This is a genomic window from Mesorhizobium sp. B2-3-7 (genome assembly GCF_006442695.1).
Taxonomy (GTDB): Bacteria; Pseudomonadota; Alphaproteobacteria; order Rhizobiales; family Rhizobiaceae; genus Mesorhizobium.
The window spans coordinates 530,292-550,768 of record NZ_VFVV01000001.1 but is presented as its reverse complement, the minus strand read 5'-3'; the positions used below and the strand labels follow the sequence as shown (position 1 = coordinate 550,768).

General features: G+C 62.7%; 15 protein-coding genes. 9 read left to right on the top strand and 6 right to left on the bottom strand.

Features of this window, described 5'->3' with window-relative positions; translation table 11 throughout:
• Positions 1-87 precede the first annotated feature (87 nt).
• Together FJ940_RS02810 and FJ940_RS02805 are read left to right on the top strand one after the other, a co-directional pair.
• A complete protein-coding gene (locus tag FJ940_RS02810) occupies positions 88-1,014 on the top strand; it encodes a DUF1837 domain-containing protein (protein WP_140655157.1) in 927 nt (308 codons plus the stop codon).
• Entirely contained in the window at positions 1,011-3,092 is a 2,082-nt protein-coding gene (locus FJ940_RS02805) for a DEAD/DEAH box helicase (RefSeq protein WP_140655155.1), read from the top strand. Before FJ940_RS02810 ends, FJ940_RS02805 begins: the two co-directional genes overlap by 4 nt.
• A 7-nt stretch (positions 3,093-3,099) precedes the next feature.
• On the opposite strand, the gene lepA is transcribed toward FJ940_RS02805, so the two are convergent.
• Positions 3,100-4,905, bottom strand: a complete 1,806-nt coding sequence (gene lepA / locus FJ940_RS02800; protein WP_140514160.1) for a translation elongation factor 4 — start codon at positions 4,903-4,905, stop codon at positions 3,100-3,102.
• 254 nt (positions 4,906-5,159) lie between these two features.
• Here lepA and FJ940_RS02795 point away from each other — a divergent pair, with 254 nt between their 5' ends.
• The 4 genes from FJ940_RS02795 to msrA all read left to right on the top strand — a co-directional run bounded on the left by FJ940_RS02795 (position 5,160) and on the right by msrA (position 8,539).
• Positions 5,160-6,194 (top strand): pilus assembly protein TadG-related protein, encoded by a 1,035-nt coding sequence (locus FJ940_RS02795; protein ID WP_318012524.1) that lies wholly within the window; start codon positions 5,160-5,162, stop codon positions 6,192-6,194.
• A 375-nt stretch (positions 6,195-6,569) separates the two neighbouring features.
• Complete coding sequence (locus FJ940_RS02785) at positions 6,570-7,274, top strand: DUF1223 domain-containing protein (protein WP_140554699.1); 705 nt, start codon at positions 6,570-6,572, stop codon at positions 7,272-7,274.
• 127 nt (positions 7,275-7,401) lie between these two features.
• Complete coding sequence (locus tag FJ940_RS02780) at positions 7,402-7,680, top strand: hypothetical protein (RefSeq protein WP_140524380.1); 279 nt, start codon at positions 7,402-7,404, stop codon at positions 7,678-7,680.
• Positions 7,681-7,813: 133 nt separating this feature from the next.
• Complete coding sequence (gene msrA / locus FJ940_RS02775) at positions 7,814-8,539, top strand: peptide-methionine (S)-S-oxide reductase MsrA (protein ID WP_140655146.1); 726 nt, start codon at positions 7,814-7,816, stop codon at positions 8,537-8,539.
• A gap of 229 nt (positions 8,540-8,768) precedes the next feature.
• Here msrA and FJ940_RS02770 read toward each other — a convergent pair whose 3' ends face one another.
• The 3 genes from FJ940_RS02770 to FJ940_RS02760 all read right to left on the bottom strand — a co-directional run bounded on the left by FJ940_RS02770 (position 8,769) and on the right by FJ940_RS02760 (position 13,900).
• The gene (locus tag FJ940_RS02770; RefSeq protein WP_140554701.1) at positions 8,769-11,381 is read right to left on the bottom strand and encodes a mechanosensitive ion channel family protein; all 2,613 of its coding nucleotides are present in this window, start codon (positions 11,379-11,381) and stop codon (positions 8,769-8,771) included.
• Positions 11,382-11,522: 141 nt separating this feature from the next.
• A complete protein-coding gene (locus tag FJ940_RS02765; RefSeq protein ID WP_140524385.1) occupies positions 11,523-12,527 on the bottom strand; it encodes a cytochrome d ubiquinol oxidase subunit II in 1,005 nt (334 codons plus the stop codon).
• Between the two features lie 11 nt (positions 12,528-12,538).
• Positions 12,539-13,900: a cytochrome ubiquinol oxidase subunit I gene (locus FJ940_RS02760; protein WP_140655143.1), complete on the bottom strand. Its 1,362-nt coding sequence runs from the start codon at positions 13,898-13,900 to the stop codon at positions 12,539-12,541.
• 202 nt (positions 13,901-14,102) lie between these two features.
• Between FJ940_RS02760 and FJ940_RS02755 the strand changes: the two genes are divergently transcribed.
• Both FJ940_RS02755 and FJ940_RS02750 read left to right on the top strand, forming a co-directional pair.
• A complete protein-coding gene (locus FJ940_RS02755) occupies positions 14,103-15,029 on the top strand; it encodes an ABC transporter ATP-binding protein (RefSeq protein ID WP_140655140.1) in 927 nt (308 codons plus the stop codon).
• The gene (locus FJ940_RS02750; RefSeq protein WP_140491741.1) at positions 15,026-15,787 is read left to right on the top strand and encodes an ABC transporter permease; all 762 of its coding nucleotides are present in this window, start codon (positions 15,026-15,028) and stop codon (positions 15,785-15,787) included. Before FJ940_RS02755 ends, FJ940_RS02750 begins: the two co-directional genes overlap by 4 nt.
• 31 nt (positions 15,788-15,818) lie before the next feature.
• On the opposite strand, the gene FJ940_RS02745 is transcribed toward FJ940_RS02750, so the two are convergent.
• Positions 15,819-16,856 (bottom strand): phosphatidylglycerol lysyltransferase domain-containing protein, encoded by a 1,038-nt coding sequence (locus tag FJ940_RS02745; RefSeq protein ID WP_140655137.1) that lies wholly within the window; start codon positions 16,854-16,856, stop codon positions 15,819-15,821.
• A 331-nt stretch (positions 16,857-17,187) separates the two neighbouring features.
• On the opposite strand from FJ940_RS02745, the gene FJ940_RS02740 reads away from it, so the two are divergent.
• Entirely contained in the window at positions 17,188-18,369 is a 1,182-nt protein-coding gene (locus FJ940_RS02740; RefSeq protein WP_140625289.1) for an NAD(P)/FAD-dependent oxidoreductase, read from the top strand.
• Between the two features lie 59 nt (positions 18,370-18,428).
• On the opposite strand, the gene FJ940_RS02735 is transcribed toward FJ940_RS02740, so the two are convergent.
• Complete coding sequence (locus FJ940_RS02735) at positions 18,429-20,432, bottom strand: PhoX family phosphatase (RefSeq protein WP_140655134.1); 2,004 nt, start codon at positions 20,430-20,432, stop codon at positions 18,429-18,431.
• Positions 20,433-20,477 lie beyond the last annotated feature (45 nt).

Below are 20,477 nucleotides of genomic sequence, written 5' to 3'. Positions count from 1 at the left end.
TGTCAGAAGCACGGGTTTAGCCTGCCGATTCGTTAAAGCGATGCGATAACCAAGCCAGAAAGCCTGGAAACATCAGAACAAATTTTCATGATGAATATCCTAGCTAAAACGCTATATCCTAAAGTGGCCGTTCGCTGGCCATCTGGGGGGATGTTTTACGTGAATGTCTATAGTTCCAAGCCGGGGCGCTTTCTTGAGAGAATTGTCTTTGACGATATCGACATTCCCCAAAGAAGCGCGTGCTGTGCTGGTTTCGAATTGCAGGCATGGAGATGCAAACCATTCGTCAACCATTTGATTGAATGGCTTCCTGACTATGCGTTAGCCGAGAGCGAACTCCACGTAAATCATGCAAATATTTATGTAAAACTTCAGCAGGCCGCCGCTCGTGTATATACCAGTGCTAAGTATCAGAAGCGAGGAGAGGCGGGTGAAATTGCTTTACACGCGATCTGCCGCGATTATTTCGACACAATCCCGATAGCACCGAGAGTGTTTTACAAGAACTCGTCGAATGATGTGGTGAAATCCTTCGATATGGTTCACGCTCGATTCCCTTCTACCGGTGGTGTCGAGTTATGGCTTGGGGAATCGAAACTTTACACGAATTCAATGGCCGCAATCGCAGATGCCATTGCGTCAGTTCGCGCGCACCTGGATCAGGGCTTCCTTACCAATGAAAAGCTACTACTTGGACCGCAGATATCTCGAAGTACCCCTCACTACGATGAAATTCTGCACATTTTTAAATCTCAAACTAGCCTCGATCAATTTCTGCGTTCGTCCGTGTTTGTCATCGGCATAGCGTCCGATAGCGATGCGCTATCTACTGCGACGGAGCTAGACGACTCCTACAGATCGGCTATCTCCGCTGAGCTTGATGCTCTGGCCAGCAAAGTCTCGTCTTCGTCATTGCCCGCTACGATTAAGGTAGTCCTGATCTATGTTCCTCTGTTGAGCAAAAAGCGTTTCCTGGATGAGTTCGACAAAAAGCTCAAAGGGCTACAGACATGATTACGCAGCAGGGCTGGGAAGAAATACAGCTACTAAGCGGCAATGAACTTAAGACCCGTGTTTTCTCCCTTATTAGAGAGATCGCTGGAGCGATTCAGGAGCGAGAAATTGACGACCCGGACGTGACCGGCTCTGTCCCTCGCTTGGCCAAGTTAATACTTGAAAAAAAGGAGCTATTTTCGTATCGCGAAATCTTTAGCACGCTCGCCCGCTCCGTGGGTTTGTGGAACTACATCGATACCGAGGCCGCCGATACCCGCGACGAGATAATAGCAGAATCGGTGACCGTCCCGGAGCTTGGAGGGATAACGCTGCATCGCGAGCAGGTCGCGGCGCTAAACACACTGCTGTCCGGAAAAAATTTGATTCTGAGCGCGCCTACAAGTTTTGGGAAGAGTTTACTGATTGACGCGCTTATCGCCTCCGGCAGGTACCAGAGACTTGCAATTGTTCTTCCAACGATAGCGTTACTTGATGAGTTTCGACGACGCCTAATTAGCCGGTTCTCGGAACAGTACTCGATAGTTATGTACCATTCCGAGGTGGCACCGGCAGGCAATGTTATTTTTTTGGGGACACAGGAGAGGTTGATTAACAGAAAGGACTTGGGGCGCCTGGACATTGCTATCGTTGACGAGTTTTACAAACTTGACCCGAACCGGCAAGACGATCGCAGCATGACCTTGAATGCCGCTGTTTATCAACTCCTGCGCCGTTCGAATCAATTCTTCTTCCTCGGCCCCAATATCGAGGGTGTTCGTTTCTCCACGGATAGTCGCTGGCGGTTTGAATTCCTCAAGACTCGTTTTTCCACCGTAGCGGTCGATACGTTCGACTTGGCCGACGTCGACAACAAAGAGGAGCGGCTTACCCAAGAGGCTTTCGAAGAGCGAAATTGGCCGGTGCTGGTTTTTGTCTCGTCGCCAGACCGAGCAAACTCGCTGGCGGATCAGCTATCTGAGCATGAGGAGGCGATTGGGGAGGGTGGTGAAATTTCAACTTGGTTTGATAAGAACTTTGGGATGGGGTGGGCATTGAGCCGATCGCTCGCAACCGGAATTGGCGTGCACCATGGGCGGATACCAAGAGCCCTTGCGTCACAATTTGTAAGAATGTTCAACAACGGGGGGCTGCCGATACTTATTTGTACGTCGACCCTCATCGAAGGGGTAAATACCGCAGCTAAATCGGTGCTCATATACGACAAAACAATAAATAAACAGGATTATGACTTTTTTACTTTCTCTAACATTCGAGGCCGTGCTGGCCGATTAGGACAACATTTTGTAGGCTCGGTGTTTCTGTTTAATTCTCCGCCACCTCGTCTGGATGTTGAGGTTGAGCCTCCTCTCTTTGGAGATCTAGATGAGGCACCCGACGAGCTCGTTGTTCACATTTCGGACGAGGATCTCTCCCCGCGGCTAACTGACCGATTAGACGATATTGCGGAACGGCTGGATCTTACGCAAGAAGAACTTCGGATCGCTTCCGTAGTCGGACTGGATCAAGCTATCGCTATACGACAACACGTCGATGTGGCCGCCCGAAACGGTGCGGACATATTTTGGCATGGTTATCCGAGCTATGAACAGATCGGTGCCGTTTGTGAGATCATTTGTAATGTTCGGCAACCGTCGAGTTTTGGGGTGTTCACACACAAGCAACTTACATTTTACCTTCATGAATTGCGGAAATATAGGCCGATTAGAGACTTCTTTTTTTGGTATACAAACAACTACAAAGGCGGAGACGCCAATCAAGATAATATATTTAAATTTCTTCGTTCCTGTGAGTACGGCCTGCCACAGCTCTTTTCAGTGGTCGAGATGTTTGCGCGACGTAAGCATGAGGATACAAATTACGGACTGTTTACTGCAGAGATGCCCAGATGGTTTCGACCGGAGGTGTTAAAGAATTTGGATGAACAAGGTATCCCGATCCAGATTTCAGAGAGATTCTATTTGTTGGACGACACTGTCGCAAAACTGTCTAAGCGTATACGTGATGCGGCGCAAATTGGAGACAGCCGCTTAACCGAATTTGAAACTGGGTGGATATTAGCGGCGATCCCAATTTAGCATCCCCTCAATCCCCCATCTTCAAGGCCTGGATAAACGCCTCCTGCGGGATATCCACCTTGCCGAACTGGCGCATCCGCTTCTTGCCCTCTTTCTGCTTGTCCAGCAGCTTGCGCTTGCGGCTCACGTCGCCGCCGTAGCATTTGGCGGTGACGTCCTTGCGCAGGGCGGAGATGGTTTCGCGGGCGATGACCTTGCCGCCGATCGCGGCCTGGATCGGGATCTTGAACAGATGGTGCGGGATCAGCTCCTTCAGCTTCTCGCACATCTGGCGGCCGCGCTTTTCCGCAGCGGTGCGGTGCACCAGCATGGAGAGCGCGTCGACCGGCTCCTCATTGACCAGGATCGACATCTTCACCAGATCGCCCTCGCGATAGTCGGTGAGGTGATAGTCGAACGAGGCGTAGCCCTTGGAAATCGATTTCAGCCGGTCGTAGAAATCGAAGACGACTTCGTTGAGCGGCAGGTCGTAGGTCAGCATGGCGCGCTTGCCGACATAGGAGAGGTCGGCCTGGATGCCGCGCCGGTCCTGGCAGAGTTTCAATATGCCGCCGAGATAGTCGTCGGGGGTGAGGATGGTGGCGCGGATCCACGGCTCCTCGATGGCCGAGATCTTCACCACGTCGGGCATGTCGGCCGGGTTGTGCAGTTCCTTCACCGAGCCGTCATTGAGCAGCAGCCGGTAGACGACGCTGGGTGCCGTGGCGATCAGGTCGAGGTTGAACTCGCGCTCCAGCCGCTCCTGGATGATTTCCAGATGCAGCAAGCCAAGGAAGCCGCAGCGATAGCCGAAGCCGAGCGCGGCACTGGTTTCCATTTCATAGGAGAAGGAGGCGTCGTTGAGACGCAGCTTGCCGACGGCGGCGCGCAGATCCTCGAAATCCGCGGCGTCGACCGGGAACAGGCCGCAGAACACCACCGGCTGCGCCGGCTTGAAGCCGGGCAAGGCGTGCGCGGTCTGGCGCTTGTCCTCGGTGATGGTGTCGCCGACGCGCGTGTCGGCCACTTCCTTGATCGAGCCGGTGAAGAAGCCGAACTCGCCGGGGCCGAGCTCCTCGACATTGATGCGGGCGGGCGTGAACACGCCGGTGCGCTCGACCAGGTATTTGGCGCCGGTGCCCATCATGCGGATGGTCTGGCCCTTTTTCAGCACGCCGTCGATGACGCGCACCAGCACGATGACGCCGAGATAGGCGTCGTACCAGCTGTCGACCAGCATCGCCTTCAAGGGCGCGGTCGCGTCGCCCTCGCGCGGCGGCGGCAATTGGTGGACGATGGCTTCGAGCACATCGGGAATGCCAAGGCCGGTCTTGGCCGAGATCAGCACGGCGTTGGAAGCGTCGATGCCGATCACCTCCTCGACCTGCTCGCGGATGCGCTCGGGCTCGGCGGCCGGCAGGTCGACCTTGTTCAGCACCACGACGATCTCGTGGTTGTTGTCGATCGCCTGGTACACATTGGCCAGCGTCTGGGCTTCGACACCCTGGCTGGCGTCGACCACCAGCAGCGAGCCCTCGCAGGCGGCGAGCGAGCGCGACACTTCATAGGCGAAGTCGACATGGCCGGGCGTGTCGATGAGGTTGAGGATATAGTCCTCGCCATTGTTGGCGCGGTACTTCAACCGCACCGTCTGCGCCTTGATGGTGATGCCGCGCTCGCGCTCGATGTCCATCGAGTCCAGCACCTGCTCCTTCATGTCGCGCAGCTCCAGGCCGCCGGTCAGCTGGATCAGGCGGTCGGCAAGGGTGGATTTGCCATGGTCGATATGGGCGACGATGGAGAAATTCCTGATGTGGTCGAGGGGCGTGCTCATGCCGCGCGCTTTAGCAGGGGCGGCTTGCTGCGGCAAGGCTTGCGGCGCAAGGCGCCCCCCGGTCATCACAAAGCGGTGAGCCGGGCGGAAAAGCCCGAAACGGCCGGCGGGCACGGCCGGATGCTTAAACTTTGAACGATCCTCTTAGACCCCGGTTTGCCGGCGCATGTTAGTTCCCCCGCAGGTAACCGTTTTTGGGGTAAGAAAAAATGCCGGGGCTTGCAGGAAGGTTCGCCCGCTCTCGCGGCGGCTCAATGATGCCGCTGTTCTTCATCAGCCTGGTGCCGCTGGTCACCGTCGTCGGCTTCTCGGTCGATTATACGTCGGCGGTCCAGACCCGGTCCAACATGCAGCAGGCGCTCGACGCGGCGACGCTGGCCATCACTACGCTGCCGAAGACGACGGCGCTGGCGGCCCGCCAGCAGATGCTCCGGGACACCTTTGCCGCCAATGGCGGGCAAGGCACAGCCACGCTGGTGAGCTTCACCATCGCGGCCAACGGCACCGCCACGGCGCAGGCCTCGGCAAGCTTCGCCATGCCGACCGACTTCATGCAGATCGCCAGGATCAACACCGTGCCGGTCGGCGTCACCTCGGCGGTCAACAAGGCGCCGGCCCTGGTGCAGACCACCTTCAAGATCGAGAAGGCGTCGGGCTGGTGGGACAAGACCATGTATCTCTACGGCACGCGATTCGGCTCGACCACGAAGCAGAAGCTGATGCAGATCAGCTATGTCTACAACAAGGGCGGCGATCCCAAGGGCTATGGCACCACCACCGTCTCAACCGTCAGCGGCACCACGCTTACCCAGGTGCAGCAGCAGGTGTGCAACACCACGACGGTCGCCAATTTCAACAACACGCCCTCCGGCGCCATCACCAGCACCGACGGCAACGGCGTCATGCGGCAGACCGTCTGCACCACCAGCCCGGCCAACAGCACCGGCGCGGTCATCGACGTCAGCCAGATGGACCAGCTCTATCTCGAGATGGACGTGCCTTCCGCCGCGACGGCCAAACCGGCTCAGCCGACCACGCTCAGGTCGAACGACCCTAAAACCTCGGACCGGCTCTATATCGGCACCAGCCCGACCGACATGCCCGAAATCGCCACGGGCCAGACCGTCGATATCTTCACCGCCGTGCCGTGCGGCCAGACAGGCTACCAGGCCTGGGAAGACGGCGGCTCGGCCGTGCCGGCGCCTGTCGTCAACGCCGACTTCTTCTACACCGTGATGGGCAAATGCGACTTCAACCAGCGCCCCTCGCAAACGGTGCTGACGCAGTAGAGGCGAAGCTGCCGATCTCCCCCCTCGTGGGGGAGATGGCCGGCAGGCCAGAGGGGGGCGCTGCCCCGCCGGCCTTGCCTGGGTCCACGGAACTCGTCCTCCACTTTCCCGATCTGCCGCCTACTCTTTGCCGTCGCGACAACGGCTGTCGAACCGCGTCCAGGTAGGTGCTCTACGACGCCCCCCTCTGTCCTGCCGGACATCTCCCCCACGAGGGGGGAGATCGGCTGTCGCGACGGCCTTTGCCAATCTCCGGCCTCTTGGAGTCCGACCAACCTTCATCACAAACCAGTGAGCGCTGTAACGAAGCGACAATTGGCGGCGAAGTGGGGACATCACCGGCGCATCGCGGCGCCGTCACCACGGAGCAATCCCATGTCGCAAGCCAAACGCAGCAGGTTTCTCGCAGTGTCCAGCCTGGGCGCGCTTGCGCTCGCGGCGTCGCTCGGTGCGGCCGCGGCGCAGCCGCTTACCATTGTCGAGCTGTTCACCAGCCAGGGCTGTTCGTCCTGCCCGCCGGCCAATGCCAACCTGATCAAGGTCAAGGACCAGCCCGGCGTGCTGGCGCTGTCCTTCAATGTCACCTACTGGGACTATCTCGGCTGGAAGGACATTTTCGGCCGGCAGGAGTTCACGCAGCGCCAGGTGAGCTACGAGCCGCCGCTCGGCCGTGACGGGCCGTTCACGCCGCAGGTGGTGGTCAACGGCCATGCCGACGCGGTCGGCGCCGCGCCCGGCGAGATCGAGCGGCTGATTGCGGCGAGCGGCCGCATCAAGGGACCGTCGCTGTCGCTCGATGGCGGCAAGGCCAGCATCGGCGCGGGGAGCGTACCGGGCGGCAAGGCCGACATCTGGCTGGTGCGCTATGCCAGGGGCGTCGTCGAGGTGCCCGTGGCGCGCGGCGAGAACACCGGCCGCACCTTGCCGCACGGCAATGTCGTGCATGCGCTGAAGAAGCTCGGAAGCTGGACCGGAGAGGCCACGACGCTCGACGTGCCGGCGGCCGCCAACGGCCTCAGCACCGCAGTGCTGGTGCAATCGCCCGGCGGCGGGCCGATCCTGGCCGCCGCCGCCGATTAGCTTACCTCCGGGAACTTCCCGGTTGCGGGGAGAGACCATGCCCGATCAGAAATTGCGCAACGCCGCGCCTGCGGCGCCGCAACAGCCGGCCGCCGCGAGGGCGCGCCACCCAACCAAGGAGACCATCATGACCGTTCTTTCCCGCCTGACGCTGCCGGCGCTTGCGCTCGCTTTGTGCTCGACGGCATTGCTGGCCGGCGGCATCGCCCGGGCCGACGAGGCCACCAACGCCATGAAACCCGCCGCCGACGCGATGAAACCGGCAACCGATGCAATGAAGCCGGCCGACCCGATGGCCACCAATGCCATGAAGCCCGCCGCCGATGCGATGAAACCGGCGGACGCCATGAAGCCGGCGGCTGACGCGATGAAGCCGGCGACGGATGCGATGAAGCCTGCCAACTAGGTCAAGCCGCGGCGGAGAGTTACGCACCCGCTGGGGCCGCACGAGAATGTGAGCCTCCGCCGCAACTCGCGCATCGCACCGGCTCCGCTAATTCAATAGACTGGACCCTATGCAAGCCATGAGGAGTGCAACCATGACCGACATCAAGAACCGTTCGAGCGGCCTCGTCCGCGGCGCGCTCGCAGCTTTCGCGCTCGCCGTCGCGGGCGCCGCCTTCTGGCTCACCCCAGCGGTTTCGGCGGAGGATGCCGTGGTGATCCCGCCACCGGCGCTGGATGAAAAGGCCGCGGGCGGCAGCGAGACGGCAGTGTTCGCCGGCGGCTGCTTCTGGGGCGTGCAGGGCGTGTTCCAGCACGTCAAGGGCGTCACCAAGGCGGTCTCGGGCTATACCGGCGGCGCCAAGGACGACGCCGTCTACGAGACGGTCGGCACCGGCCGCACCGGCCATGCCGAATCCGTCGAGATCACCTACGACCCCTCCAAAGTCACCTATGGCCAGCTGCTGCAGGTGTATTTCTCGGTCGCCCACAATCCGACCCAGCTCAACTATCAGGGGCCCGACTCCGGCACGCAGTACCGCTCGACGATCTTCGCCGAGAACGACGCGCAGAAGAAGATCGCGCAGAGCTACATCGCCCAGCTCGACCAGGCCAAGCTGTTTTCCAAGCCCATCGTCACCACGATCGAAACCGGCAAGACCTTCTACCCGGCCGAGGAGTACCACCAGGACTTCCTGACGCTCAACCCGACCTATCCCTACATCGTCTACAACGACCTGCCCAAGGTGGCGAATTTGAAGACGCTGTTCCCGCAGCTTTACAGCGACAAGCCGGTGCTGGTGCTGTCGGCGAGCAATTGAGTCTTCGCAGGGTGAGAAGAACGACAGGTCGGCGGGACGGCGCCCCCCTCTGCCCTGCCGGGCATCTCCCCCACGAGGGGGGAGATCGGCGGCCTCGCCGTCCCGCCCCGCTGTCAACGTTAGAAATTGGCGAAAGCCGTCGCGACATCCAATCTCCCCCCTCGTGGGGGAGATGGCCGGCAGGCCAGAGGGGGGGCGCGAGGGATCGCGGCCTCTCCTGCGAAGAAGGCTACACCCTCTTCCGCCACGGCAGGCTCCAGCGCGCCTTCTCCAGCGAGGCCTTGGCTTCGACCGTGGCCGGGGCGGCCTGGGCTTCGCGGTATTGCACCGAGCCCGGCGGCGGATAGGGCAGGCTGTCGTTGAGCTCCAGCCTGTCGAGCTGGCTGAAATCGGGGAAAGGCAGTTTTTCCTCCTCGCGCCAGGCGCTGACCCGCTTTTCCGCGGCGATGCGCTTTTCCTGGTCGAGCGGCAGGTCGGCGGCGCTGTATTCCAGCTGCGCCGGGAATGCGAACTGGGCGCCGGCCTCGTCCATCACCGCGATCATCGACAGCAATATATCCTCGCGGATGGCGAGAAACTCCGAGCCATCCGCGGTCGTGATGTAGGTGAAGACCTCGATGTCGAGTGAATAGGGGCCGAAGCCGACGAAGCGCACGCGGCACGGGTCGTCGATGACGCGCGGATGAGCGATCAGGAGCTTGCGCAGCGCCGCCAGCGTGTAGCGCAGCTGGTCGGGCGTCGTCTCGTAGCGCAATTGCAGCGTGGTGGCGAAGCGGGTGCGGTCGCGATGGGCGTAGTTCTCGATCTGCATGCCGGCGAAGTCGGAATTCGGCACCGAGATCACCGTGCGGTCGACCGAGCGGATGCGGGTCGAGCGCATGCCGATATGCTCGATGGTGCCGGACTGGTTGCCGAATTTGCAGAAGTCGCCGACGCTGACCGGCCGGTCGGCATAGAGCGTCAGGCCGGAAAGAAAATTCTGCAGCGTCGGCTGCGCCGCCAGCGCCACCGCCAGGCCGCCAATGCCGAGGCCAGCCAGCACGCCCTGATAGGGGATCGCCAGCACCTCGGCCAGGAGCAGGAAGGCGACCACCAGGGCGGCGATGCGCGCCACGCCGGTCAACAGCGAGATCAGCGTCTCGTGGTAGCCGGGCACGTTGAAGGTGGCGCGGTAGCGCTCGGCGATCTTGCCGATAAGGTGCCAGACGACGGGAACCGCGCCGATCAGGATCAGGCTCCAGGCCGCCGCCTTGGCGGATGCCGCGATCACCTGCGGCAAGCCGAGCGGCCGCAGCGCAAACAGCAGGAACAGGCCGAGGAAGATCGAGCGCACCGCCCATTCGACGACGCGGAAGAAGCCGGCCCGCCCCGAACTCCTGCCGCGGCGGGCGAAGAACACGATGACGGCGTTGGCAAGGAAGCCGAAGGCGATGCCGGCAAGCACGGCAATGCCGAGCCCCAGCCATTGCCAGCGTTCGATCGGCCCGGCGCGGGTCAAAAGGGCAGGGCTGATCTCACGGGCAAGGCCCCTCGTGGCGAAGAAGGGATCGTTGCTGGCGAAGGCGGTGAATTCCGGCGCCACCGGCGCATCCTCGATATCGGCATAGAGCGTGCGGATGTTGGCCAGCGTTTCCGGCGTGAATTTCCACAGCTTGCCGCCTTTCTCAGTCCCCACCGGAGCGACGACGATGTTGCCGGCCGGGTGCTCGAAATACACATAGGGCGTGTTGCTTTGGGGATCGTCGGGAATTTCCTGCCAGTAGACGTAGCCGATGCGGTCGATGACTTTCTTGAGATAGCTCTCGAGCAGAACCGCCTCGTCGGACCGCACCGCCGGATTGTAACCGCGCATGTCGAGCGCCGTTTGCGTCGAACCGCCATTCTGGTCAGCGATGCCGCCGAGCAGCATCTTGAACGTGTCGCGCGGCGAGGCGAGCTTGGCCGGATCGTCGACCATGTCGGGGGCTTCGCCACGCGCCGCCTGGAACTCGGCGAGCTTGGCCTGCAGCACGGCGAGCTGCGGCCCGACGATGAACCATTCGCCGGCCTTGCGGCGGAAGGTGACGTCGAAGAAAACCTTGCTGCCATATTGCTGCAGCCTGGCTGTCACCTCGTCGCCGGGGATCGCATCATGCGGCAGGTTCCACAGGCGCAAGGTGGCGTTGTCGATCACCGAAAACAGGAGCTTGGTGTAATCGGGCATGTTGAGGCCGCCGCGATCGGCCTCCGTGACGTCGACGAGGCCGGCCGCCAGCGCGGCAAGGCCCATGCCGCCGCCGGTGGCGCGCGGCACATTGTCGGCGCCGCTCTCGTTCATGGTCTGCAGGAACGAGCGCATCGTCGTCATCGGGCTGGTCTGGTCGACCTTGAGGGTCTCGGCGGCGTCGACGCGCACGCCCGTCCACCATTCGGCGGTGGCGGATTCGAAACGGCCCATGAAGCTGGCGCCGTCCGGCGCCATGACGAAGCTGAACTCGCCCTGGCGACTGCCCTCGAACCAGCGGCCGAACAGCTTTTCGCCTTCGGTCTTGGCTTCGATGCGGCCGCCATACAGGGGATAGACGCCCTTCACCTCGGCGCCGTCCTGCTCGAAGGTGATCTGGGCGCCGCCGCCGCGCCATTTGGTGTCCCAGACACCGGCCCAGTTGGCCGTCTGCTGGGCATGAGCGGGCTGAATGACAGGCAGCAGGCCGGCCAGCGCAAGCGCGGCGATCAGCGTGACCAGGCGGATCAGGACCAGAGCAATTCCAGGAAAGCGGCGTAGCGATTTTCCCGGGAAAACTGCGTAGCGCTGCCGCGCCTGCGGATCGTGTTCTATCGAGGCAACCGGGACACCGCGCATTGCATTGCCCTTCTTCTCGGACCGCTGCCATCAGGCCGCAGCATGTCGCGGAAGGTTATTCCGCGTGAAGATGAATATTGTCTTTCCGGCAGGCGACAGGCGGCAGGCGGAGGCGATGATTTCGCGCCGTCGCCTGGCCCTTCAATCGTAGGTCAGGTCCCTCGCCTTGCCGCCGAACACGCGGTAGGCATAGAAGGAATAGAAGATGATGATCGGCAGCACAACCACGGTGCCGGCCAGGATGATGGCCAGGCTTTCGGGTGCGGAAGCCGCCTGCCAGATGGTCAGCCTGTCGGGCACCACGAACGGATAGAACGACCAGGCGAGCCCGGCAAAGCCCAGCGCGAAGATGGCGGCCAGCGTCAGGAACGGCGTCAGCGAATGGCGGTCGTCGGGCCTGGGCAGATGAGAGGTCTGCCGCCACAGCCACAGGAACAGCAGCGCCGACAGGATCGGCAGCGGCGACAGATAGAGCATTTCGGGCAGCACGAACCATTTGGCGAAGATGCGCGGGCTGGCGAAGGGCGTGGCCAGCGACACGGCAGCCATGCCGAGCGCGGTCAGCACCAATGTGGTGCGCAGCCAGCGCACCGCCTTTTTCTGCAAGTCGCCTTCGGCCTTGTAGATGACCCAGGCCGCCCCCATCGCGGCGTAGGCCGCCGCCAGGCAGAACGCCACCAGCACGCCGAACGCCATGCCGCCCAGGCCGAAGTCGAGGCCAAGCACATAGACGCCCAGCATATAGCCTTGCGCCAGCGAGGCGATGAGCGAGCCGAGGAAGAAGATGCGGTTCCAGCGATGCTTGCGCTCCGTCGCCACCTTGGCGCGGAAGTCGAAGGCCACGCCGCGCAGGATGAGGCCGACCAGAAGCACGAACACCGGGATATAGAGCGCGCTGAGGATGACGCCATGCGCCATCGGAAAGGCGACCAGCAGAAGGCCGACGGCCAGCACCAGCCAGGTCTCGTTGGCATCCCAGAACGGGCCGATGGCGGCGATCATGGTGTCCTGCTCGGCGTCCTCGGCCGCCGCGAACAGGATGCCGATGCCGAGATCGAAGCCGTCGAGAATGACGTAGATCAGGATGGCGAGGCCCATCAGGCCGGCGAAGATGAGGGGGAGCAGGGTCGGCCAGTCATAGGTCATTTCTCTCTCTCCTACTCGCCAGCCGCGGGCTGCGACATCGGCTTGTTGAGCACGCCCGGCAGCGGCGAGGTGTCGCCGTCCTTGGCCGCCTTCAGCGCCAGGTGGACCAGAACGCCGAGATAGGCGATCAGCAACAGCACGTAGAGAGCGAGATAGACGGCCAGCGTCAGCGCCACATGGCTGCCGGCCACCGGGCCGACGGCGTCGGCGGTCCTCAGCACGCCCGTCACCAGCCAGGGCTGGCGGCCGATCTCCGTCGTATACCAGCCGGCGAGCGTCGCCACCCAACCGGAGATGGTCATCGGCACCATGAGCAGCGCCAGCGGCCTCGGCAAGCTATGACGGCGCTTGAGGAAGAAGGCGGCCGACCAGGAGACGGCGAGCATCAACAGGCCCGTGCCGACCATGACGCGAAAACCCCAGAACACCGGGAAGACGGGCGGATGGTTGCCGGGATAATCGTTGAGCCCCGGCACCACACCGCCGGCGCTGTGCCGCAGGATCCAGCTCGCCCCGTCGGGAATGGTCACCTCGAACCTGTTTTCCCTGGCCGCTTCATCCGGAATGGCAAACAGCACCAGCGGCACGTTGGGGCCGGTGTTCCAGTTGGCCTCCATGGCGGCGATCTTCTGCGGCTGGTGCTCGAGCGTGTTCAGGCCGTGCTGGTCGCCGGCAAGGATCTGGATGGGGATGAGGATGGCGGCGGTGAAGACGCCGGTGCGCAGCGCCTTCCACATCGATTCCGAGCGGTCGCCCTTGAGATAGCGCAGCGCCGACAGGCCGGCTATGAGGAACGATACCGTAAGCCCGGAGGCGAGCAGCATATGGACGAGACGGTAGGGCATGGAGGGATTGAAGAGGATCGCCCACCAGTCGACGGCGTGGGCGACGCCGTCGCGCATCTCGAAGCCGACCGGCGTCTGCATCCACGAGTTCAGCGCGATGATCCAGAAGGCAGACACCGTGGTGCCGCCGGCCACCAGCACGGTCGCCAGCGTGTGGATGCGGTTGGAAACGCGGCGGAAGCCAAACAGCATGATGCCGAGGAAGGCTGCCTCGAGGAAAAAGGCGGTGAGGATTTCGTAGGCCAGCAGCGGCCCGGCGATGTTGCCGACCGTTTCCATGTAGCCCGGCCAGTTGGTGCCGAACTGAAAGCTCATGGTGACGCCGGAAACCACGCCCATGGCGAAGGACAATGCGAACACCTTCACCCAGGTGAAATAGGCGCGCATCCAGGCCGAATCATTGGTCGCGTTGTAGCGGAGCTTGAAGAAAAGCAGCACCCAGCCGAGTGCGATGGTGATGGCTGGAAACAGAATATGAAACGAAATATTCGCACCGAACTGAATGCGCGAAAGGATGAGCGGGTCCATGGCGGGCTCCGGCTGCTTCTAATAAGCGGAGAATAGGCTTGTAGGGCCAGCCGGTCAAAGCGGCGTCCCGCCGCGAGGCGGAACGCCGCAGCGCCATGCGGCGGCAATGTCGAGAACTGTCAGCAACGGCATTGACTTGCGGTTGCATGCGGCGACATTCGTCCTATATCTGGGGTCCTCTTTCAAGCAGCCGTTTTCAGCCATGCAGCCTGTCATCTCCATTTCCGGGGTCACCAAGACCTACGCCACCGGCTTCAAGGCGCTGAAGGAAATCAATCTCGACATCGAGCGCGGCGAGATTTTCGCGCTGCTTGGCCCCAACGGCGCCGGCAAGACGACGCTGATCTCCATCGTCTGCGGCATCGTCAACCGTTCGTCTGGCAGCGTCACGGTGGATGGCCACGACATCACCAGAGACTATCGCGCCGCGCGCGGCCTGATCGGGCTGGTGCCGCAGGAGCTGACCATCGACGCCTTCGAGAGCGTCTGGGCGACGGTCAACTACAGCCGCGGCCTGTTCGGCAAGCCGGCAAACCATGCCTTTGTCGAGAAGGTGCTGCGCGACCTGTCGCTGTGGGACAAGAAGGACGCCAAGGCGATCACGCTTTCGGGCGGCATGAAGCGGCGGCTGATGATCGCCAAGGCGCTGTCGCACGAACCGCGCGTGCTGTTCCTCGACGAGCCGACGGCCGGCGTCGACGTCGAACTGCGCCAGGACATGTGGGCGATGGTGCGGCGGCTGCGCGAGGACGGCGTCACCATCATTCTCACCACCCACTATATCGAGGAAGCCGAGGCGATGGCCGACCGCGTCGGCGTCATCAACCGCGGCGAGATCATCCTGGTCGAGGGCAAGGCCGAACTGATGCGCAAGCTCGGCCGCAAGCGCCTGGTGATGGAACTGCGCAGCCCGCTCGGCGCCATTCCGGACGCCTTCTCGCACTACGCCCTGGAATTGTCGCCGGATGGCGGGCAGATCACCTACACCTATGACAACCAGAGCGACCGGCCGGGCGTGGCGTCGCTGATCCGCGATCTCGAGGCCGCCGACATCCAGTTCCGCGACCTGGACACGCAGAACAGTTCGCTGGAGGAGATCTTCGTCAATCTTCTGAGGCAAGAGCCATGAACCTGCGCGCGGTATGGGCGATCTACCGGGTGGAGATGGCGCGCGCGCTGCGCACCGTTTTGCAGAGCATCGTCTCGCCCGTGCTGTCGACGTCGCTGTATTTCGTCGTCTTCGGCTCGGCCATCGGTTCGCGCATCACCGAGATCGACGGCATCAGCTACGGCGCCTTCATCGTGCCCGGGCTGATCATGCTGTCGCTTTTGACGCAGTCGATCTCCAACGCCTCCTTCGCCATCTACTTCCCGAAATTCGTCGGCTCGATCTACGAGCTGTTGTCGGCTCCGGTCTCCTATCTCGAGATCGTCCTCGCCTATGTCGGGGGCGCCGCCACAAAGTCGATCATCCTCGGCCTGATCATCCTGGCGACGGCCTCGCTGTTCGTGCCGCTCTCCATCCAGCATCCGTTCTGGATGCTGGCCTTCCTGGTGCTGACGGCGGTGACCTTCAGCCTGTTCGGCTTCATCATCGGAATCTGGGCCAGGAGCTTCGAGCAGTTGCAACTGGTGCCGCTGCTGATCATCACGCCGCTGACCTTCCTCGGTGGCAGCTTCTATTCCATCAACATGCTGCCGGGCGCCTGGCGCACGGTGACGCTGTTCAATCCGGTCGTCTATCTGATCAGCGGCTTCCGCTGGAGCTTTTTCGGAAAATCGGACGTTTCGGTCGGCATCAGCCTCGGCATGACCGTGGTTTTTCTGCTGATCTGCGTGGCGACCGTCGCCTGGATATTCAGGACCGGCTACCGGCTGAGGAATTGAGGGGCGAAGCCACGCCGAGCCGCGGTCAGAGCTAGATCGCCTTCACCAGCCGCAGCAGGCCCAGCATCTCGACATAGGTTCCCTTACGGAAGGCGACGTAGACCGGCTCCTCGATGCCGTGGAAACGACGCTTGAACGCCGCCTGCCCCTGCAGGTTGAAGCGGCGGCGGTTGACCCAGGGCGAATCATAGGCGCGCTGGAAGGCGTTGCGCCAGAAATCGCTTTCGGCGAATCCGCTGGGGCCGACGTCGACCAGCGGCGACAGCCCGAGCGTGACGACCGAAATGCCTTCCTCGCGAAAGCGGTCGACGGCGAATTTGGTCAGGCCGACCTCCGCATGCGGCGAGGCGTCGATGTGCTTGCGCTTGAAGGCTGTGGTGTAGCCGATGACCTTGTCGCCGCGAAACAGCGGATCGAAGTCGAGCAGGGCGACCAGTTCGCCATCGGGGCCGTGCAGCACGAAGCGGCGCATGTCGACGCCCACATGATCGGCGAAGTGCCGGTTGAGGAAGCCCATTTCCCAACGCTTGACGATGCGGTCGCCGCGCCAGTTCGCCGAAAGCCGGGAGATCTCGTCGAGAAAGATCGTCCGCTTGTCCTCGGCGAACGAAAAGCCCTTCTTCAACAGCCAGCGCTCGGAGTAGCGCACGGTTTCGTTGCGCTTGCCGGAAAAATCGTGTTCGGGCAGCGGCAGACGGGTGTCGATGCCCAGCCGGTTGACCTTGTAGCCGAGCCCGGCCAGCACCCGCGCCGACTGTTCGCCGATCTGCACGAACCAGGGGCTGCCGGCGGTCTCGACGAAGCGCCTGATGTAGTCGGCCCGATGGGCCGGATCGGCGACCGGGTCGCCGAGCGCGAAATGATGCTTCATCTTGGTGCCGAAAGCGATGTAGCCGTCGGCATCGCCGAAATAGGAGAGCCTGCCTTGCACGGCGGAGGAGTAGGCGAGTGAGAAGTCGCCGTGGCGGCGCACCAGCGCCAGCCGTTCGGCATGGGTGAACGCCTGGCGCTCGACCTTTGGCGAGGCACGCTCGAGGATTTTGTCGAGATAGATCCGCAAGGAGGGCATGGGTCGAGATTCCGCGTGCATCTGCGGCGCGCACCCGGGTACGCTATACGCCGTGGCGCCTTGATTTTGCACAGGAAGCCGAAAAAAGCGTTTCGAGGACTTCGGATTCCTGTACCGGTAACAGAGATCCGCCAGCCCCCGGATCTCGAATCAATCACATTGCCGCGACCTGATTATCGCCGATCTCGCGTATATGCCATATAGGACGCAACCGCGGTGCGGCGCATGGCCTCGAAATCCGGGGCCGATCTGCTGTATGGATCATGCGCGGGAGGGCGTTCTGCCGGTGTCGGCGGAAGCGCCACAAGGGTGGAATGGGGTTCGTGAGCGAATGGCAGATACGACAATCAGACCGGCAGCGCACCAGACGGTAACCATCGAACCGGCGATCGTCATCGGCGCCGGCGCCGCCGGTCTCGCGGCAGCGCAGGCCTTGGTAAAGGCCGGCGTGGCGACGGCGATCCTGGAAAAGGAGAGCCGGCTGGCGGAGCCATGGCATCGGCGTCACCAGCAGCTGCGCCTCAATACTCACCGCGACCTTTCGGCACTTCCCGGCCTTGCCTATCCGAAGGGCACGCTCGCCTTCCCCCACAGAACCGCCGTCATCCGCTATCTGAACGATTTCAGCGAGGCGAACCGGCTGCCGGTGGAGCTCGGCGTCGCCGTCGAGGCGGTCCTGTTCCGGGGCGACCACTGGGCGATAGAAACCAGCGCCGGGAAGCGCCTGGCGCGCCACGTCGTGATCGCCACCGGCCGCGACAGACAGCCGTTCATCCCCGAATGGAAAGGAATGCGGGATTTCGCCGGCCGCATCATCCATTCGGCGGATTTCGGCGACGCGAAGGACTATGCCGGCAAGAAGGTGCTGGTCGTCGGCGCCGGCAATTCGGGTATAGACGCGCTCAACCACCTGGCCCAGGCAAGCACCGCCTCGCTGTGGCTGTCGGCCCGCAATGGTCCGTCGGTCCTGCCCAAGCGCATCGGCAAGATTGCCGTGCACCGGCTGTCGCCGCTGATGGCGCGGTTGCCTTTGCGGGTCGCCGATGCGGTGATCGCCTTGACGCAGCGCCTGGTTTTCGGCGACCTGACGAAATTCGGCGTGCCGCCGGCACCGGTGGGCGGCGCCAGCCGCCTGACCACCGACTACACCGCGATCGCCGCCGACGAGGGCGCGATCGACGCCATCCGCTCGGGCAGGATCACCGTCGTGCCGGCGGTGCGGGAATTCACCCGCGACGGCGTCATCCTGGCCAATGGCAGCCTGATCGATCCCGACATCGTCATTGCCGCGACGGGATACCGCACCGGGCTTGAGCAGATGGTCGGCGATCTCGGCGTGCTCGACGGCAAGGGCGTTCCGCTCTTCAATGGCGGGGATGCCGATCCGAAACTGCCTGGCCTCTGGTTCACCGGCATGCGGCCGAGCATCCGCGGCTGCTTCGCCAACGCCGCCATCCAGGCCAAGGCGATCGCCGAGCGGATTGCCCGGCGGATCGCCAATTCCGGCCCCTGAACCGGGCTGGAGGTTCGTTTTACGCGTCGGACGGAACCCCACTTTCCTGGAATTGCCCTCTAAATCGCGATCTTGCCGCCGCCTTGCCTGGTAATGGCGACGACCGCCGGCCGCACCGGCATGTCCGGCTTGAAATCGGGCCAGCGCGTCGACGGATCCTCATAATAGGACGGGCGGCCGAACGCCTCCCAGTCCTCGCCGCCGTCGCCCGGATGCTGGACGGCGACGAAGGCGGTCTGATCGTCGGGCGCAAACAGCGGCCCGCACATTTCAGCGCCGATCGGCACGCGGAAGAACAGTTTTGACGTCGCGCGCGCCGGCCCTTCGGTGTCGACCGCCCACAGGCCGTCAGTGCGGCCGGTAGCCTTCGGCCCTTGGCCGTCGGTGGCGACCCACAGGCGCCCGGCCGAATCGACCGCGCAATTGTCGGGCATGCCGAACCAGCCATTGGCCGTGGTGGCGGTGGAGAAGGTGGCGCCGACATCGGCAACCGCCGGATCGCCGCATTTCAGGAGCACCTCCCATTTGCCCCTGGTGCCGGCGAAATCGCCGCCATCCTCCGATATCTCGATGATATGGCCGAAGGCGTTGTCGGCGCGCGGGTTGGCGGCGTCGACCTGGTCGGCCTTGCGCTTGGAATTGTTGGTCAGCATGACATAGACCTTGCCGTTGACACGATTGGGCTGGATGTCCTCGGGACGGTCCATCTTGGTGGCGCCGAGCAGGTCGGCGGCACGCCGCGTCTCGATCAACACGTCGGCCTGGCCGGCAAAGCCGTTCTCGGCCGTCAGCGGGCCCTGGCCGAAGACGATCGGCAGCCAGTCCACCGTACCGTCCGCGGCGAATTTGGCGACATGCAGCGTGCCGTCGTCGAGCAGGTTCATGTTGGCGGCGCGGTCGTCCGGATCGAAACGGCCCGCGGTGACGAATTTGTAGACGTACTCGAAGCGCTCGTCGTCGCCGAGATAGAAGACGACGCGGCCATCCTTGGCGACGATCGATTCGGCGCCTTCATGCTTGAAGCGGCCCATTGCGGTGCGCTTCCTGGGCGTGGATGTCGGATCGTTGACGTCGACCTCGACGATCCAGCCGAAACGGTTGGGCTCGTTCGGCTCCTTGGCGAGGTCGAAACGATCGTAATGCGCGCCCCATTCATAGGCGCCTTCCGGAATGCCGAGGCGCTTGTAGTTGGCGGCTTCCTTATGGCCTTCCGGCAGTTCACCGGAGAAATAGCCGTGGATGTTCTCCTCGGCCATGACATAGGTGCCCCAAGGCGTGACGCCGCCGGCGCAGTTGTTGAATGTGCCGATGACCTTGGTGCCGGATGGGTCGGCATTGGTCTTGACGCGGTCATGACCGGCGACCGGGCCCGACAGCGCCATTTCGGTGTTGGAGGTGATGCGGCGGTTCAACTTGCCGTCGCGCACCACCTGCCACTTGCCGCCTTCCTTGCGGATCTCGACGATGGTGCCGCCATGTGCCGCCATCTCGACATCGACCTGCTCCTTCGAGAGCGGCGCGAGTTCGGCCGCCTTCTTGCCGTCCTTCTCGACGATCTTGACGATGCCCGGGAACATCAGATGCGGATTGGTGTATTCGTGGTTGACGACCAGCAGGCCATGCTCGGCGGAGCCACCGATCCCGATATAGCCGACATAGTCATTGTTGTAGCCGAATTGTCTTGCCTGGGCCTCAGCCGACTGCCTGGCCGGGTCGAACTCCGGCGAATCGGCAAACAGCGGATCGCCCCAGCGCAACAGCACGTCGGCATCGTAGCCCGGCGCGACATGGTGCTTGTCGTCGATACCGGCTTCGAGTTCCTCGAACGAGAAGGCGGAGCCCTCGGCGGCACGCGCATCGTCGGCGGCCACGAGCGCCAGCGGGCTGACGGTGGCGGCAATGGCCGAGACGGCCAGCGAGCCCTTGAGGAAGGCGCGGCGGGAGAACCGCTCGGCAATGATTTCGCCCATGGTGCGGTTTTCGGTGGGGTTGGTCGCCGGACCGTCGTTTTCCTCAAGCAGGCTGGTGCGGAATCGGGCGTCGGGCGAGCGATGGTCGGTCATGGTCTGCCTCTGGCTGGATGGCTGGAGCGTGTCACGCGTTTCGAC

Bases quoted from the DNA above. Each gene is read 5' to 3' on its own strand.
- FJ940_RS02810 (WP_140655157.1), top strand. From the start codon at position 88: ATGATGAATATCCTAGCTAAAACGCTATATCCTAAAGTGGCCGTTCGC.
- FJ940_RS02805 (WP_140655155.1), top strand. From the start codon at position 1,011: ATGATTACGCAGCAGGGCTGGGAAGAAATACAGCTACTAAGCGGCAAT.
- lepA (WP_140514160.1), bottom strand. From the start codon at position 4,905: ATGAGCACGCCCCTCGACCACATCAGGAATTTCTCCATCGTCGCCCAT.
- FJ940_RS02795 (WP_318012524.1), top strand. From the start codon at position 5,160: ATGATGCCGCTGTTCTTCATCAGCCTGGTGCCGCTGGTCACCGTCGTC.
- FJ940_RS02785 (WP_140554699.1), top strand. From the start codon at position 6,570: ATGTCGCAAGCCAAACGCAGCAGGTTTCTCGCAGTGTCCAGCCTGGGC.
- FJ940_RS02780 (WP_140524380.1), top strand. From the start codon at position 7,402: ATGACCGTTCTTTCCCGCCTGACGCTGCCGGCGCTTGCGCTCGCTTTG.
- msrA (WP_140655146.1), top strand. From the start codon at position 7,814: ATGACCGACATCAAGAACCGTTCGAGCGGCCTCGTCCGCGGCGCGCTC.
- FJ940_RS02770 (WP_140554701.1), bottom strand. From the start codon at position 11,381: ATGCGCGGTGTCCCGGTTGCCTCGATAGAACACGATCCGCAGGCGCGG.
- FJ940_RS02765 (WP_140524385.1), bottom strand. From the start codon at position 12,527: ATGACCTATGACTGGCCGACCCTGCTCCCCCTCATCTTCGCCGGCCTG.
- FJ940_RS02760 (WP_140655143.1), bottom strand. From the start codon at position 13,900: ATGGACCCGCTCATCCTTTCGCGCATTCAGTTCGGTGCGAATATTTCG.
- FJ940_RS02755 (WP_140655140.1), top strand. From the start codon at position 14,103: ATGCAGCCTGTCATCTCCATTTCCGGGGTCACCAAGACCTACGCCACC.
- FJ940_RS02750 (WP_140491741.1), top strand. From the start codon at position 15,026: ATGAACCTGCGCGCGGTATGGGCGATCTACCGGGTGGAGATGGCGCGC.
- FJ940_RS02745 (WP_140655137.1), bottom strand. From the start codon at position 16,856: ATGCCCTCCTTGCGGATCTATCTCGACAAAATCCTCGAGCGTGCCTCG.
- FJ940_RS02740 (WP_140625289.1), top strand. From the start codon at position 17,188: ATGGCAGATACGACAATCAGACCGGCAGCGCACCAGACGGTAACCATC.
- FJ940_RS02735 (WP_140655134.1), bottom strand. From the start codon at position 20,432: ATGACCGACCATCGCTCGCCCGACGCCCGATTCCGCACCAGCCTGCTT.